General features: G+C 73.0%; 12 protein-coding genes. 5 read left to right on the top strand and 7 right to left on the bottom strand.

The genetic code is table 11. The features are described 5' to 3' along the window. Positions 1 to 16: 16 nt before the first annotated feature. A complete protein-coding gene (locus ACZ4WV_RS07080) occupies positions 17 to 208 on the bottom strand; it encodes a DUF6011 domain-containing protein (RefSeq protein WP_465743621.1) in 192 nt (63 codons plus the stop codon). 130 nt (positions 209 to 338) lie between these two features. On the opposite strand from ACZ4WV_RS07080, the gene ACZ4WV_RS07085 reads away from it, so the two are divergent. Together ACZ4WV_RS07085 and rarD are read left to right on the top strand one after the other, a co-directional pair. Beyond that, positions 339 to 1,106, top strand: a complete 768-nt coding sequence (locus tag ACZ4WV_RS07085) for a TetR/AcrR family transcriptional regulator (protein ID WP_465743623.1) — start codon at positions 339 to 341, stop codon at positions 1,104 to 1,106. Between the two features lie 357 nt (positions 1,107 to 1,463). After that, a complete protein-coding gene (rarD, locus tag ACZ4WV_RS07090; protein WP_465743625.1) occupies positions 1,464 to 2,435 on the top strand; it encodes an EamA family transporter RarD in 972 nt (323 codons plus the stop codon). 41 nt (positions 2,436 to 2,476) lie between these two features. Here rarD and ACZ4WV_RS07095 read toward each other — a convergent pair whose 3' ends face one another. Genes ACZ4WV_RS07095 through ACZ4WV_RS07105 form a run of 3 tightly spaced genes read right to left on the bottom strand, consistent with a single transcriptional unit; the run spans position 2,477 to position 5,708 of the window. Further along, positions 2,477 to 3,349 carry an ABC transporter permease gene (locus tag ACZ4WV_RS07095; RefSeq protein ID WP_465743627.1) on the bottom strand — a complete coding sequence of 291 codons (873 nt, stop codon included), beginning with the start codon at positions 3,347 to 3,349 and terminating at the stop codon, positions 2,477 to 2,479. Continuing rightward, positions 3,336 to 4,445, bottom strand: coding sequence for an ABC transporter ATP-binding protein (locus ACZ4WV_RS07100; RefSeq protein WP_465743629.1), 1,110 nt, complete (start codon positions 4,443 to 4,445; stop codon positions 3,336 to 3,338). Before ACZ4WV_RS07100 ends, ACZ4WV_RS07095 begins: the two co-directional genes overlap by 14 nt. 3 nt (positions 4,446 to 4,448) lie before the next feature. After that, positions 4,449 to 5,708: a LolA family protein gene (locus ACZ4WV_RS07105; protein ID WP_465743631.1), complete on the bottom strand. Its 1,260-nt coding sequence runs from the start codon at positions 5,706 to 5,708 to the stop codon at positions 4,449 to 4,451. A gap of 179 nt (positions 5,709 to 5,887) precedes the next feature. Between ACZ4WV_RS07105 and ACZ4WV_RS07110 the strand changes: the two genes are divergently transcribed. Together ACZ4WV_RS07110 and ACZ4WV_RS07115 are read left to right on the top strand one after the other, a co-directional pair. Beyond that, on the top strand, positions 5,888 to 8,524 hold the full coding sequence (locus tag ACZ4WV_RS07110; protein WP_465743633.1) for a bifunctional FO biosynthesis protein CofGH: 2,637 nt from the start codon (positions 5,888 to 5,890) through the stop codon (positions 8,522 to 8,524). A gap of 173 nt (positions 8,525 to 8,697) precedes the next feature. Then, complete coding sequence (locus tag ACZ4WV_RS07115; protein ID WP_465743635.1) at positions 8,698 to 9,813, top strand: ADP-ribosylglycohydrolase family protein; 1,116 nt, start codon at positions 8,698 to 8,700, stop codon at positions 9,811 to 9,813. A gap of 95 nt (positions 9,814 to 9,908) precedes the next feature. Here the strand turns inward: ACZ4WV_RS07115 and ACZ4WV_RS07120 are convergent, their stop codons facing one another. The 3 genes from ACZ4WV_RS07120 to ACZ4WV_RS07130 all read right to left on the bottom strand — a co-directional run bounded on the left by ACZ4WV_RS07120 (position 9,909) and on the right by ACZ4WV_RS07130 (position 12,250). Continuing rightward, a complete protein-coding gene (locus ACZ4WV_RS07120; RefSeq protein WP_465743637.1) occupies positions 9,909 to 10,118 on the bottom strand; it encodes a DUF397 domain-containing protein in 210 nt (69 codons plus the stop codon). Next, positions 10,115 to 10,978, bottom strand: a complete 864-nt coding sequence (locus tag ACZ4WV_RS07125) for a helix-turn-helix domain-containing protein (RefSeq protein ID WP_465743638.1) — start codon at positions 10,976 to 10,978, stop codon at positions 10,115 to 10,117. The genes ACZ4WV_RS07120 and ACZ4WV_RS07125 overlap by 4 nt, the downstream gene beginning before the upstream one ends. Before the next feature lie 531 nt (positions 10,979 to 11,509). Beyond that, positions 11,510 to 12,250 (bottom strand): GOLPH3/VPS74 family protein, encoded by a 741-nt coding sequence (locus ACZ4WV_RS07130; RefSeq protein ID WP_465743640.1) that lies wholly within the window; start codon positions 12,248 to 12,250, stop codon positions 11,510 to 11,512. A gap of 297 nt (positions 12,251 to 12,547) precedes the next feature. Here ACZ4WV_RS07130 and ACZ4WV_RS07135 point away from each other — a divergent pair, with 297 nt between their 5' ends. Beyond that, positions 12,548 to 15,091, top strand: coding sequence for a serine hydrolase (locus ACZ4WV_RS07135; RefSeq protein ID WP_465743642.1), 2,544 nt, complete (start codon positions 12,548 to 12,550; stop codon positions 15,089 to 15,091). Positions 15,092 to 15,137: the final 46 nt, after the last annotated feature.

Raw genomic sequence — 15,137 nt, forward strand, 5'->3', positions numbered from 1 at the left:
CCGGCCAGGCCCGTCGTCACACCCCCGGCAACGGCTCCTGCTCCACCTCGAACCGCGCCACCCGCTCCGCCGGGTCGCGGCACTCCGGACCCAGCCGCAGCATCCGCGACTCCGGGTCGTGCAGCGGCCGGTGGCAGCGGCGGCAGGTGACCCGGGACCGGAGGGCCTGCGCGGTGTCCGTACCGGGGAGCGGCTCAGGGCTGGTCATGGGGAGACGGTAGCCGCCCGGAAGGGGAAACGGGCCTCGCCGTGTGGCAGCTCCGCCGCGCACCCGCGCCGCCGCGTACCCCGTCAGCCGCGGACGGACCGTCGGGAGCGGACGTGAAAGGATCCGCTCCATGGCCACGGACCGCAGCAGCGCAGGAGACCCGGCGCGCACCCTCGCCCTGCTCTGGGGCCTGACCGCCGAGGAGAAGCCCGGCCGGCGCGGCCCGAAGCAGACCCGCTCGACCCGCGAGATCGCCGCCGCGGCGATCGCCCTGGCCGACACCGAGGGCGTGGACGCCGTCACCATGCGCAGGGTCGCCCAGGAGCTGGGGCTCTCCCCGATGGCGCTCTACACCTACGTCCCCGGCAAGGCCGAACTGCTCGACCTGATGCTGGACACCGTCTACGCCACGATGCCCCGCAGCACCCCGGCCGACGACGGCTGGCGGGCCAGGGTCACCGCCGTCGCCGACGACAACCGGGCGCTGTTCGCCGCCCACCCCTGGGTCGCCGCCGTCTCCACCAGCCGCCCGCCGCTCGGCCCCGGTCTGATGGCCAAGTACGAGTACGAGCTGCGCGCCTTCGAGGGCACCGGCCTGCCGGACGTCGAACTGGACGCGGCGCTGACCCACCTGCTCGGCTTCGTGCAGACCTGCGCCCGGATGGCCGCCGACGAGCGCGCCGCCCAGCAGGACAGCGCGCTGACCGACGAGCAGTGGTGGCAGGCCAACGCAGAGCTGCTCGCCCGGGTCTTCGACCCCGAGCGCTACCCGGTCGCCGCCCGCGTCGGCGCTGCCGCCGGGCAGGCCCACGGCGGCGCGTACAGCCCGGAGCACGCGTACGCCTTCGGGCTCGGCCGGGTGCTGGACGGGCTGGCCGCGCTGATCGAGGCGCGGTAGCTCAGGAAGCGCCGGAGCGACGAACCCGGCAGCCGGGTGTCCCCGCGCGCTGCCGTGATCGACACGGTCCAGGCCGCCGGCGTCGCACCCGCTACCCGGCCGGCCGGCTGGTCGACCGCCCGAGCGCCCGACCGTTCGGCCACCCGACCGTTCCGCCGACCGGATCCGCCCGCGCGGCGCCGGGCGCCTGCACCGGGGGAGAAGGGGCCTGAGACACCGGCTTGGCCAGTGGAAACGCCGACCAGGTCCAGCATGCAAGCAATGTCATGACCAAAATCCGGAAACGGAGATGACAGGTCACCCTCCCGCCCGCTACCGTCACCTCGATACATCGCGCGCGCGGGAGGGCACTCGGCCATGCCACAGACAACCCAGCAGGACAGCGGCCGAGGCCTCTGGTACGGCATGGCGGCCTACGGCATCTGGGGGCTCTTCCCCCTGTTCTGGCCGCTGCTGGAGCCCGGCGCCGCCGACGACATCCTGGCCAACCGGATGGTCTGGTCCCTGGTCGCCGTGGTCCTGATGCTGGTCGCCCAGCGGCACTGGAGCTGGATACGCCCGCTGCTGCGCCAGCCGCGCCGGCTCGCCATGCTGGCCGGCGCGGCCGTGGTGATCTCCGTCAACTGGGGCGTCTACATCTGGGCCGTCAACAACGACCACGTCGTCGAGACCAGCCTCGGCTACTTCATCAACCCGCTGGTCACCATCGCCTTCGGCGTCCTGGTGCTCAAGGAGCGGCTGCGCGGCGTCCAGTGGACGGCCGTCGGCATCGGCGCCGCCGCCGTCGCGGTGCTGACCGTCGCGTACGGGCGGCTGCCCTGGATCGCGCTCGTCCTGGCGCTCTCCTTCGCCACCTACGGCCTGCTGAAGAAGCAGGTCGGGCTGAGCGGGCTGGAGAGCCTGGCCGCGGAGAGCGCCTTCATGTTCCCCTTCGCCCTCGGCTACCTGGTCTACCTGGAGCTCAGCGGCCACGGCACCTTCGGGCACACGGTGCCGGGCTCGTACGGCTGGGGGCACTCCGCCCTGCTGATGCTCAGCGGCGTGATCACCGCGATCCCGTTGCTGTTCTTCGGCGCGGCGGCGGTGCGGGTGCCGCTGACCGTGCTCGGGCTGCTGCAGTACCTCGCGCCGGTGTTCCAGTTCCTGATCGGCGTCGCGGTCTTCCACGAGTCGATGCCGCCCGCTCGCTGGGCCGGGTTCGCCCTGGTCTGGGCCGCGCTCGCGCTGCTCACCTGGGACGCGCTGCGCCAGGTGCGGGCAGATCGCGCCGGGCGGGCCGCGCTCCGTCCGCAGCCCGCCCCGGCGGAGCCGGAAACCGTCACGCGCTGACGACGCCGCTCACGTGCTCACACCCCTCATGCCGGTGCCGTTCACGCGTTGACGTCCCGGCTGGTGAACCGCGACCAGGCCGCCGAGCCGAACACGGCGACGTACGCGGCCTGCAGCCCGAGGTCCTTCAGTACGCCGTCCCAGTACATCGGTTCGCGCAACAGGTCGGAGAAGCTCATCCAGTAATGGGTGAAGAGGAACGGCCGGATCGCGTCCAGCTGCGGGAAGGAGTCCAGGATCTGCACGGTGATCACCAGGCCGACGGTCGCGGCCATCGCCGCGATGCCGCTGCCGGTGAGGGTCGAGACGAACAGCCCGATCGCCACCAGCCCGGCCAGGGAGACCGCGACCACCGCGGCCACCAGCACCGCCCGCAGCAGCGCGTCGGCGAAGCCGATGGTGTCCCCGGAGATCAGCGTCACCTCGCCGAGCGGGAACAGCGCGGCGCCGGTGGCCAGCGCCGCCACCGCGACCGCCGCCGTCGCGGCCAGGCAGAACACCAGCCCGGCGGTGAACTTGGCGGCCAGCAGCCTGGTCCGCCCGGCCGGGGCGACCAGCAGGTAGCGCAGCGTCCCGGTGGCGGCCTCGCCCGCGACGGAGTCCCCGGCCACCACGCCGACCGTCATCGGCAGGAAGACCGGCAGGGCCACGGCCAGCGCCGTGAACACCAGGAACAGGCCGTTCTGGGTCGTCTGCGCGATGAAGCTCGGTCCGCCGCCGCCCCCGTGCGGGCTGTCGGTGTTGAGCTTGACGATCACGCCGATCAGGATCGGCAGCACCGCCAGGATGCCCAGCAGCACCTTGGTGCGCAGCCGGCGGAAGGTCAGATGCAGCTCGTTGCGGAACAGCGCCAGGAACCCGGCCGCGGTCTGCGGCCGACGGCCTGCCACCGTCACCGCCTCAGCCTGCGACATCGAAGCCCTCCCCGGTCAGCGCCACGAAGGCGTCCTCCAACGTGCCCCGCTCCAACCCGAATCCGTGCACCCGCACCCCGGCCTCGACCAGGGCCGCGCACAGCTTGGGCAGCACCTCGTCGCCCTGCGGGCCCAACTCGCCGTCCACCCGGCCCTCGCCGGGCACCAGTGAACCCACCTGGTGCCCGGCCAGCACCTCGACGGCCCGCGCCACGTCCGGAGTGCGGACCACCAGCCGGCCCTGGGCCCGGGCGGCAAGCTCGGCGACGGTGCCCTGCACCAGCAGCCGGCCCCGGGACATCACCGCGGCGTGGGTGCAGACCTGCTCGATCTCGTCCAGCAGGTGCGAGGAGAGGAAGACCGTGGTGCCCTCCGCCGCGACCTCCCGCACCAGCGCCCGGATCTCCCGCATGCCCTGCGGGTCGAGGCCGTTGGTCGGCTCGTCCAGCACCAGCAGCTCGCGCGGCTGCAGGAGCGCGGAGGCCAGGCCCAGGCGCTGCTTCATCCCCAGGGAGTAGGCGCGGGCCTTCTTCCCCGCCGCGGCGCTCAGACCGACCCGCTCCAGCGCGGCGTCCACCCGCTGCCGGCGGGTGCGCGGGTCGGCGGTCGGGTCTGCGGAGTCGAAGCGGACCAGGTTGTCCCGGCCGGACAGGAAGCCGTACAGCGCCGGGCCCTCGATCAGCGCGCCCACCCGGGGCAGCACGGTGCCGACGGACCGAGGCATCGACTCGCCGAGCACGGTGGCCACGCCGGAGGTGGGGGTGATCAGGCCCATCAGCATCCGGATGGTGGTGGTCTTGCCGGAGCCGTTAGGGCCGAGGAAGCCGAACACCGAGCCGCGCGGCACGGTCAGGTCCAGGCCGTCCACAGCGAGCTGGCCGCCGCGGAAGCGCTTGGTCAGACCGCGGGTCCTGATCACGTCGCCGGCGGAGTCGACGGCGGCGGAGGCAGCGGAAGCGGAAGGCGTGGGAGCGGCGGAAGGAGCAGGAGCAGCGGAAGGAGCAGGAGGAGCGGAAGGAGCGGGGGCCGGGCGCGGTGCGGCGCCCGTACCCCCGCCCGACTCCGTAACGTCCCCCGTTACGGGAGTCCCGGTCATCCGTCAGTTCACCCCGGCGGCGTGCTGGAGGACCGGCAGGGTCACCGCGCCGGCGAAGACCCGGCCGTCGTCGGTGAGCAGGACGTTGACGACCTTGGTGCTGATCAGCGTTCCACCGCCGACGGGCTTGCCGAGCGACTTGGCCAGCGCCTGCGGGTTGAGCGACTGGCCGTGGCCCTTGCCCTGGCCGCCGTCGCTCTTGGGTCCACCGGCGGGCGCCCCGACCGCGCTGGGCAGCCGGGTCGAGACCACGGCCGTCCAGCCCTCGCCGATCACGTTCACGCCGCCGTGGTCACCGGCGGCCCCGGCCTTCGGAGCCCCGGCCCCGGTCTCGTGGCCCTTGGCCGCCTCGTCCGCCTTCCGCTCCGTCACCTTGGCGCCCTTGGGCACCGTGAACTCGAAGGTCTTGGCGGCGGGCGCGGCGAAGGACACGTCGGTGAAGTGCACGTCCAGGACGGTGGAGCCGTCGGTGGACTTCACCACCACCGCGAGCGGTACGCCGTTGTCGGCGGCCACCGAGATCCGCACCTCGGCGACGGTCGAGCCGGACTGGGTCGGCTTGACGCTCAGCTGGTACGCGTTCTGCCCGGCCACCTTGGCCGTCCCGGCCACGGTGACGGCGGTGGTGCCGGCGCTCGCGGTCAGGAACTGCCGGGCGGCCTCCTGCGGAGTGGTCGGCACCCCGGTCATCGGTGCCCCGGTCAGCGGTGCCCCGGGCTGGTGCCCGGCCGCCGGACGCCCGGTCAGGTGCAGGGCGCTGTTGGTCGAGCTGTCCCAGGCCCAGCTCTGGTCACCGTTGTGGACCAGGCTGTAGCCCGCCATGTCCTCCATCAGGTCGACCCGCTGGCGGTCCGGCCCGTCCACCGCGACCCGCAGGGTCTGGTCCCCGCCGAGCAGGCCGAGCAGCTTGGCCTCGGGGTCGGCCGAGGACCCGCCGCCCCGGCCACCGCCGTGCCCGGCCGCCGCGGCGAGCCCGCCGGCCCCGCTCAGCAACTGGCCGGGCAGCCCGAGGTCGGTGGAGACCGACACCGTCCCGGACAGCGCCTGGGCGTCCGACCCGAGCGCCTTGGCCACCAGCTGCTCCGCCGAGAGGGCGGGCAGGTCGGGCGGGGAGTCGGCGGCCAGCGCGGGCACCAGCCCGATCCCGGTCGCGATCACCGCGGCCACGGCGAGCGGCACCCCGGCCCGTGCCAGGGCGCGCCGCCGCGAACGGAACGGCACCCCACCCTCCTGCTGCTCCCCCGCCGCCGTCTCATCGATCATGACGTCCTCAACCCCTCCACGAATCCGGATTGGCACTGCCCCTCCATTAGAGGTCGACGGCGGTGCCCCGTCATCGCCCTGGAGGGGCAGATCGGGGTGAACCTGGTGGGTATTCCGACCCTGAGACGGCCTCAGGGTCGGCTCCTCCGAACGTACGACACCTGGCGTAGGGTCGCGCCATGGACGGAACCGCCGTGGACGCAAGCAACACCCCGACCGCGAACGCGATGCGGCGCGCCCTGCGCCGCGCCCGTGACGGCGTCGCGCTGGACGTGACCGAGGCCGCCGTACTGCTCCAGGCCAGAGGCGAGGACCTGCGCGACCTGTGCGCCGGCGCCGCCCGGCTGCGCGACGCCGGGCTGGAGGCGGCCGGCCGTCCCGGCGTCATCACCTACTCCAAGAGCGTCTTCATCCCGCTCACCCGGCTCTGCCGCGACAAGTGCCACTACTGCACCTTCGCCACCGTCCCCGGCAAGCTGCGCCGGGCCGCTCGCGGCACGGTGGGGGCACCTCCCGGGCGAAGCCTGGGGGCGTTCATGTCCCCGGACGAGGTGCTGGAGGTCGCCCGGCGCGGGGCCGAACTCGGCTGCAAAGAAGCTCTGATCACACTCGGCGACAAGCCCGAGGACCGCTGGCCCGAGGCCCGCGAGTGGCTGGACGCGCACGGCTACGACGACACCGTCGCCTACGTCCGGGCGATGTCGATCCGGATCCTGGAGGAGACCGGCCTGCTGCCGCACCTCAACCCCGGGGTGCTGAGCTGGACGGACTTCCAGCGGCTCAAGCCGGTCTCCGCGTCGATGGGCATGATGCTGGAGACCACCGCCACCCGGCTGTGGAGCGAGCCCGGCGGCCCGCACCACGGCTCCCCGGACAAGGAACCGGCCGTGCGGCTGCGGGTGCTGGAGGACGCCGGCCGCAGCTCCGTCCCGTTCACCAGCGGCCTGCTGATCGGCATCGGAGAGACCTACGAGGAGCGCGCCGAGTCGCTGTTCGCGCTGCGCAAGGTCTCCCGGGCGTACCACGGCATCCAGGAACTGATCCTGCAGAACTTCCGCGCCAAGCCGGACACCGCGATGCGCGGCATGCCGGACGCCGAACTGGACGAGCTGGTCGCCACGGTGGCGGTGGCCCGGCACCTGCTGGGCCCGACCGCGTGCCTCCAGGCGCCGCCGAACCTGGTGGACGGCGAGTACGAGCGGCTGATCGCGGCCGGCATCGACGACTGGGGCGGCGTCTCCCCGCTCACCCCGGACCACGTCAACCCCGAGCGGCCCTGGCCGCAGATCGACATGTTGGCCGAGCGTTCGGCCGCGGCCGGCTTCGAGCTGCGCGAACGCCTCGCCGTCTACCCCGAGTACGTGCTGCGCGGCGAACCCTGGCTGGACCCGCGGGTGCTGCCGCACGTGCGCGCCCTGGCCGACCCAGCCACCGGACTGGCGAACCCGGACGCGGAGGTCCGCGGCCTGCCCTGGCAGGAGCCCGAGGACCTCCCGGAGGCGTACGGGCGCACCGACCTGCACACCGCCATCGACACCGAGGGCCGCACCGGCGACCGCCGGGCCGACTTCGAGGACGTGTACGGCGACTGGGAGGCGCTGCGCGAACAGGTGCTCGCGAAGGGCGCGCCCGAGCGCCTCGCGGGCGACCTGCGCGAGGCCCTGGCGGTGGCCGCCGACGACCCGACCCGGCTCACCGACGACCACGCGCTGGCCCTGTTCCACGCGGACGGCCCGGCCCTGGACGCGCTGTGCCGGATCGCCGACGACGTCCGGCGGGCGGCAGTGGGGGACGAGGTCACCTACTGCGTCACCCGGAACATCAACTTCACCAACGTCTGCTACACGGGCTGCCGCTTCTGCGCCTTCGCTCAGCGCCGCACCGACGCCGACGCCTACACCCTCTCCCTGGCGCAGGTCGCCGAACGGGCCGCCCAGGCCTGGGAGGTGGGCGCCACCGAGGTGTGCATGCAGGGCGGCATCCACCCGGACCTGCCCGGCACCGCCTACTTCGAGATCGCCCGCGCGGTGAAGGAGCGGGTGCCCGGCATCCACGTGCACGCCTTCTCGCCGATGGAGGTGGCCAACGGGGCCACCCGGACCGGCCTTTCGATCCGCGACTGGCTGCAGCGCGCGAAGGAGTCGGGCCTGGACACCATCCCGGGCACCGCCGCCGAGATCCTGGACGATGACGTCCGCTGGGTGCTCACCAAGGGCAAGCTGCCGGCCGCGACCTGGGTGGAGGTGGTCACCACCGCGCACGAGCTGGGCATCCGCTCGTCCTCCACGATGATGTACGGGCACGTGGACACCCCGGAGCACTGGCTCGGCCACCTGCGGCTGCTCGCCGACATCCAGCGGCGCTCCCTGGAGAACGGCAGCGGCGGCTTCACCGAGTTCGTCACCCTGCCGTTCGTGCACACGAACGCCCCGGTCTACCTGGCCGGCATCGCCCGGCCCGGCCCGACCGCCCGGGACAACCGCGCGGTGGTCGCCATGGCCCGGCTGCTGCTGCACCCGCTCATCCCCAACATCCAGACCAGCTGGGTCAAGCTGGGCGCGGAGGGCGCGGCCGAGATGCTCCGCTCGGGCGCCAACGACCTCGGCGGCACGCTGATGGAGGAGACCATCTCGCGGATGGCCGGGTCGGCGTACGGCAGCTACAAGTCGGTGCGCGACCTCCAGGCGATCGCCGAGGCGGCGGGCCGCCCGCACCGCCAGCGCACCACCCTGTACGGCGAGGTGCCGGCCGAGCGGCGGGCGGCGGCGCTGGCCTCGGACGGCCACCTGCCGGAGCTGCTGCCCGTCCTGGACTGACGCCGGTCACGGGTCCCGGCCGCCGTCGCGACGGCGGTGGCCGGGGTGGGGAACCGAAGTGCGAGGGACGCCGTCGTTCCGCTCGCGTCTTCGAATACAGTGCCAGGGCGCGCGCCGCGGCCGTGCGTCGCGCGGACCCCACCCCCGACCCCGACGAAAGGCGCCCCGTCGTGATGCCCCTGTGGTCACGCGCCCAGCAGCAGGACTTCCGCAGCCGGGTGCGCGGCTGCCTGCTCGGCGGTGCCATCGGTGACGCGCTCGGCGCCGGCGTCGAGTTCGAGTCGCTGGAGAAGATCAGAGCCCACCACGGCCCCCGGGGCGTCACCGGCTACGTCCCCGCGTACGGGCGCACCGGCGCCGTCACCGACGACACCCAGCTCAGCCTGTTCACCGTGGACGGCCTGATACGGGCCCACATCCGGCGTGACACCGGCAGCTGGCACCCGCCCACCGACCTCCACCTGGCCTACCTGCGCTGGGCCGCCACCCAGCGCGACTGGGGCCCGGACGAGCGCCGCCCCGACCTCGGCTGGCTCGGCCGTGAGGAGTGGCTGTACGCCCAGCGCGCCCCCGGCCAGGGCTGCCTGACCGGCCTGAGCGGCCCGGACGGCGAGCGGCTCGGCACCGTGGAGCGGCCCAAGAACCCGCACTCCAAGGGCTGCGGCACGGTGGTGCGGGCGGCGCCGTTCGGACTGCTCACCACCTGGGAGCCGGGCCTGGTGTTCCAGCTCGCGGTGGAGTGCTCGGTGCTCACCCACGGCCATCCGACCGGCTACCTGGCGGCGGGCGCCTTCGCCGTGATCGTCCAGTCGGTGGCCCGCGGCGGCACCCTGGAGGAGGGAGTCCACCTCGCGCTGGCGCTGCTCTCCGAACGGCAGGCGCACGAGGAGACCACGGCCGCGCTGCGGGCCGCGCTGGACGCCGTCCGGGGCGGCGAGCCGTCCGCCGAGCGGGTCGAGGCGCTGGGGGAGGGCTGGGTCGCCGAGGAGGCGCTGGCGATCGCGGTCTACTGCGCACTGGTGGCCCACGACGTGCGCTCGGGACTGCTGCTGGCCGTCAACCACTCCGGGGACAGCGACTCCACCGGCGCGATCTGCGGCAACCTGCTCGGGGTGCTGCACGGCGACACCGCGCTGCCGCCGGGCCTGGTGGCCGGGCTGGAGGGCCGCGGCGCGATCCTCGAACTCGCCGACGACTTCGCGCTGGAGCTGATGCACGGGACGGAACTGCACGACCGGCGCACCCCGGAGGGTCTGAACTGGTCGGTCCGGTACCCGGTGGCACACTGAACGAACGGTCCGGGAACGGCGGTCGCCCGCAGCACAGGCCGCCGACAGGGGCGACGGACTGCGCCACGGGCGACACCTCCGAGCGCGGAACCCGGTCAGACCTCGCCGAAGGCGCCCGCCGCCGTGGCGGCGGCGAACGCGTTCCAGGCTTCGGTGGAGAAGTGCAGCTGCGGGCCGAGCGGATCCTTGGAGTCCCGGACCGCGACCGCCCCGGCGTCCGGTCCGGCGATCTCGACGCAGGCGCCCTGACCGCCGCTGTAGCTGCTCTTGCGCCAAGGGGTTCCGTGCTCGGAGGCGTTGCTCATTCGTGGTATTCCTTTTCGATGTCGGCTATCAGCGACCGGGTCTCCGCCACACCGAGTGCGGCCGCTCTCAGGTAGTCGTAGAGACCGGTATAGCGGCGCACGTCGGCTTCCTTCTCGAGGTAGAGATCGCTCGTCACACCTTCGAAGTAGACAACCGTGGAATCGGCTGACTCCGGGAACTCCAGCAGGGAGAATGTCCCGGTCATGCCGGGGTGGGCTCCGTGTGAGAACGGGATCACCTGGATGGTGATGTTCGGACGCATGCTGAGCTCCAGCATGTGCTGCAACTGCCGGGCCATGACCTCGCGGCTGCCGACCTCGCGGCGCAGCGCCGCCTCGTCTATGACGGTCCACAGGCTGCCGAGCTGGTTCTCGCCGTGGATGCGCTCCTGGCGCTTCATCCGGACCTGCACCCGGCGCTGCACCGCGATCGCGTCGGTGTCCGGCTGGGTGCCCTCGACCACGGCCTGGGCGTACTGCTCGGTCTGCAGCAGCCCCGGGATGAAGGAGGACTCGTAGGCGCGGATCGAGGAGGCCTCGGCCTCCAGGCCGATGTAGACGCTGTACGGAGTCGGCATGTCGTTGAAGTCGTGCCACCAGCCGCGCTGGCGGGACTCCTTGGCCATCTCCATCAGGCTGGTGCGCATCTGCTCGTCGGACACGTTGTAGACGTCGCAGAGGTCCCGAACGTCGCGCTGGCTGATGCTGCGACGGCCGTTCTCCAGTCGGCTGATCTTCGACTGGGAGACCATCAGCCGGCCGGCCACCTCCTCCGCCGTCATCCCGAGGCCCTCGCGGAGTTTGCGCAGCTCCGAGCCGAGGCGCCGGCGGCGCACGGTGGGATTGATGTTCGCGGACACGTCGACCTCCGGCCGGACCTCTGGTGATCGTTGGAACGGCAGTCCTCGGAACACTTCGGACATTGGGACCAACCCCCCTGACTTGGAGCAGCATGACACCTTGGGCCAGGCCGGCGCCGGGGAATCACAGCAGCGCAGTAGAACAGACCATCGGAAAAGCGCTTCTGTGAGACAGCGAGTGCCCCCAGGTGGTAGTGCGGCTCGACGATTCGAACCGGACCTTGCCGAAGGCCTATGCCGGGCCCCCGGGAACGGCAGAGGGGCGGTCGCCGGGCGACTTGCGTCGCGGGGCGACCGCCCCTCGGTGCTTCTGGTGGTGCCTTCTGGTTCCTTCTGGTGCGTTTTCCTTCTGGTGCGTCCCGGCGCCTCGGCGCGGCTCCGGCTGCGGTGCACCGCGGGCGACGTGCCGTCAGCGGCTGCCCGGATCAACGCCCACCGGGACCAGCGGTCGCTCCCGGAGCGACGACCGTGCCGACGGCCCTCCTGGCGGCCGGACCGACGGCCCCGGCCGGGACCGGTGGTCGACCCGGATCAGCGGACCGCGACCCGAGGGGCGGCGACCCGCCCGCCCGGGGCCCGGCTCGCAACGCGGGCCCCGGAGCGCCCGGCGGCGGTCCCGGCTCCCTGGGAAGAACGGTTCTGCTGCGCCGGCAGGCCGTTCTGCACGTCCATCACGGCGTGCGCGACCATCCCGCCGAGCGGGTCGTACCGGATCAGATCGCGCAGTCGCGACCGCGAGGACCGGCCCTCGTTGCCCGGGTACAGGTGCTTGCCCAGCCCCACCGAGTGGGCCAGCGCGGCCAGCGCGGCCGTCCGCGGGTCCGGCGGCACGCCGGTGCGGATCGCGGCGTCCAACCGCTGCTTGATCGCGGCGTTGGTGCAGTCGTCGGACGCCTGGTACCTGGTCGTCGGCAGCACCCCGCACACCTGGCCCGGCACGGCGGTGACCATGCCGCAGCGCTCCAGGTGCGCCAGGTACGTCTGCCGCAACCCCAGTCGGGGCCCGCCGATCCAGTGCGCCGCGCGGACCGGGCTGCCGCGTCGGCGCAGCAGCTCCAGTGCGTGGTCAAGGGTCGGGTCGCCGGTCGGCCGTGCGAGCACGACGGCGATCCGGTCTCCCTCCGGTACGATCCGTCCGGCCAGGGACAGCTCGACGAGCTGCGCCCCGGCGAGTCCGAGGTCGAGGGTCTGCGGCTGCGCCGTGGTGCCCGTGGTCGGGTCCAAAGCGAGCAGCAAGAGTTCCTCGGGAACAGTTCTGCGGCTCTTGCCCATCCAAGCCTCCCCGCGTGGATGAGAGACAGGGTGACGCCTCTCACACGGGCTTGTCGAGTACGCCTCCGAATCGTGACCTTGCGGTGAAGGCGCGGAACCGGCGGGCGCAGCCCCGGCGTCTGACCGTTGAACAGGCCGCGGTGCGGCCGTGCGGCGGCAATACGCGCCGGTCGGGCGGGGTGTGCGCGGCCGCTCGCCCGCATGTGGCGGAGACTGTACAGGTACACGGGGCGGGGCGTCGGCTTCCCGAAATCGGGTCTGCCGGTGCCCCGCCGGGCGTTGAGGAGGCTGGGATACGTGGGCGAGTCCCCCGACAGGGTGCTGAGGGACGGCGAGCGGGAGCAGGACGGCGAACGCGAGCGGACCGGGGCGAAGGCCGACACGGCCGAGGGCGCCGACGGCGGGTCGACCGGTCGGACGGCTGCCGGGGCGTCAGCCCTGGGCGCCGCCAAGGCGCCTACGGGGACCACCGCCGAGTCCCCGACCGAGTCCCCGGCCGAGGCGTCCGCCGAGCCCTCCTCCGACGTGCCCGCCGAGGAGCCGGCCGCGGGGTCCAAGGGTGGCTCGACCGTGCAGATCCGTGTCCGTGATGTGGACAGTCGGACGACGATGCTGCGGCTGCCGGTGGACGACAAGACCACCGCGCTGCGGCTGCCCGAGGGCCTGCTGAAGGCCGTGGACGACAAGTCTCCCGAGGACAAGGCCGAGAAGGAGGAGCCGACTGCGACGGCCGACGCGGCGAAGGGGACGGTTGAGCGCACGTCCGGCGCCGACCCGCGTCTCGCCATGCGGACGGGTGCTTCGGCGGCCGCCAAGGGCGCGCGGCCGTCCGGCAAGGCCGCCGCCGAGCCCTCCGGCAAGGGCGCTGTCGAGGCGTCCGAGAAGGGCGCCGAGAGGGTCGCCGACAAGAGGGCCGAGAAGGCTGAGGAGGCGGCGGAGCGGCCCGCCGTGAAGGACGGTTCCGGGCCCGACACGCCGGAGAAGGGGAAGCCCGCGGCCGACCCCACGAAGTCCCGCGACACGACGGAGCGGGTGAAGCCGGCGGAGAAGGCCGACACGCCCGAACCCGTGGGATCCGGGGAGGCCGCCGAGTCCGCGGACACCGACGGGGCCGACGGGGCTGACGGGGCCTACGACCCGACCAAAACCATGCTGCTCACCAAGCCGTCGGTGCCGACCGGCAAGCCCGGCAAGCCCGGCAAGCCCGGCAAGCCCGTCGAGACCGGCAAGTCCGTCGAGACCGGCCAGGGCGACAAGGACGGCAAGAACGGCAAGAACGAGAAGGACGGCAAAAGCGACCAGGCCGGGAAGCCGGGGAAGCCCACGCCTCCGGGCACCCCCGCCACCCCCGCCGCTCCGGCCGCTCCGGCCGCCGGCACCGTACCCGAGCCCGTCCCCGCGCCGGCGCCCAAGCCAGTCGCCAAGCCCGTCCCCGATCCCGGCCCGGCGCCCAGGCCGCTGCCCGAGCCCGACCCCCGGCCGGCGCCGCCCGTCCTGCCGCCGCCCGTCCTGCCGCCGCCCGTCCCGCCGCTGCCCGGCCCCGAGCCGCTGCCCTCGCCCGAGAACACGGCCGAGGCGATGGAAGTCCTCGCCTCCCTCAACGCCCGTCCGGTCTCCCCGCTGCGCCGCGCCCTCAAGCGGATCACCATCTGGACGGTCTTCCTGGCCGTGGTGCTCGGTGCGCTCGTGGTGGCCCAGCTGCTGCGCCCGCTGCCGGACACGAAGGTGAAGATGTCGGCTGCGGGCAGCTTCAGCTTCTCCGGCGACCCGCTGGACCTCGCCTGGCCGGCCAAGGGCCAGTCCGCCGCCGAGGTGCTCGGCGTCGGCAGCCTCGGCAGTTCGGGCCAGGAGACCCCGGCCCCGATCGCCAGCGTCACCAAGGTGATGAATGCCTATCTGATCCTGCAGAAGTTCCCGCTGAAGAAGGGGGAGAGCGGCCCGAAGATCACCGTCGACAAGCAGGCCGCGCAGGAGTCCGGCAACAGCGACGAATCCCGGGTGACGCTCACCGAGGGCCAGGTGCTTACCGAGTACCAGGCGCTGGAGCTGCTGATGCTGCCGTCGGCCAACAACGTGGCCCGGCTGCTGGCCCGCTACCACTCCGGCTCGGAGGAAGCGTTCGTCAAGCTGATGAACGACACGGCGGCCAAGTTCGGCATGACCAACACCGTCTACGCCGACCCGGCGGGCTTCAGCTCGGACACCAAGTCCACCGCGAAGGACCAGCTGAAGCTGGCCGAGCAGGTCATGCAGGACGAGGTCTTCCGGCAGATCGTCTCCACTCCGGACACCACCTTCAACAACACGAAGATCCTCAACACCAACAACCTGATCAACCCGAAGACCGGCGTCATCGGCGTCAAGACCGGCTCCAGCACCCCGGCCGGCGGCTGCCTGATGTGGGCCGCGTACAAGGAGATCGGCGGTGTGAAGCGGCTGATCCTCGGTGTCACCCTGGGCCAGCAGGCCACCTCCGCCAAGGACGGGGACGGCATCCTGCCGACCGTGCTGAAGGTCAGCGCCAAGCAGATCCAGGCCGCCCAGAACGGGCTGACCGGTCAGACCGTGGTGAAGAAGGGCGACGTCGTCGGCTCGGTGGACGACGGGCTCGGCGGCACCGCCCCGGTCGTCGCGACCAAGGACCTGGTGGTGGCCGGATTCCCCGGCGTCAGCGGCACCGTCACCCTGGACCCGGCCAAGCTCGGTCACCACGAGAAGGCCGGCAAGGAGGTCGGCACGCTGCGGGTGGGATCGGGCGGCGACAAGGTGGAGGTGCCGGTGGCCCTCCAGTCCGACCTGGACCCGCCGTCCATCCAGTCCCGGCTGCTGCGCATGCTGTGAGCGCCGCCGGATGACGGGCGCGAAGGGGGAGCCGGTTCCGTACCGG

Source organism: Kitasatospora sp. NPDC029312 (assembly GCF_055569215.1).

Bases quoted from the DNA above. Each gene is read 5' to 3' on its own strand.
- ACZ4WV_RS07110 (WP_465743633.1), top strand. From the start codon at position 5,888: ATGGACGGAACCGCCGTGGACGCAAGCAACACCCCGACCGCGAACGCG.
- ACZ4WV_RS07085 (WP_465743623.1), top strand. From the start codon at position 339: ATGGCCACGGACCGCAGCAGCGCAGGAGACCCGGCGCGCACCCTCGCC.
- rarD (WP_465743625.1), top strand. From the start codon at position 1,464: ATGCCACAGACAACCCAGCAGGACAGCGGCCGAGGCCTCTGGTACGGC.
- ACZ4WV_RS07130 (WP_465743640.1), bottom strand. From the start codon at position 12,250: ATGGGCAAGAGCCGCAGAACTGTTCCCGAGGAACTCTTGCTGCTCGCT.
- ACZ4WV_RS07115 (WP_465743635.1), top strand. From the start codon at position 8,698: ATGCCCCTGTGGTCACGCGCCCAGCAGCAGGACTTCCGCAGCCGGGTG.
- ACZ4WV_RS07080 (WP_465743621.1), bottom strand. From the start codon at position 208: ATGACCAGCCCTGAGCCGCTCCCCGGTACGGACACCGCGCAGGCCCTC.
- ACZ4WV_RS07120 (WP_465743637.1), bottom strand. From the start codon at position 10,118: ATGAGCAACGCCTCCGAGCACGGAACCCCTTGGCGCAAGAGCAGCTAC.
- ACZ4WV_RS07100 (WP_465743629.1), bottom strand. From the start codon at position 4,445: ATGACCGGGACTCCCGTAACGGGGGACGTTACGGAGTCGGGCGGGGGT.
- ACZ4WV_RS07095 (WP_465743627.1), bottom strand. From the start codon at position 3,349: ATGTCGCAGGCTGAGGCGGTGACGGTGGCAGGCCGTCGGCCGCAGACC.
- ACZ4WV_RS07105 (WP_465743631.1), bottom strand. From the start codon at position 5,708: ATGATCGATGAGACGGCGGCGGGGGAGCAGCAGGAGGGTGGGGTGCCG.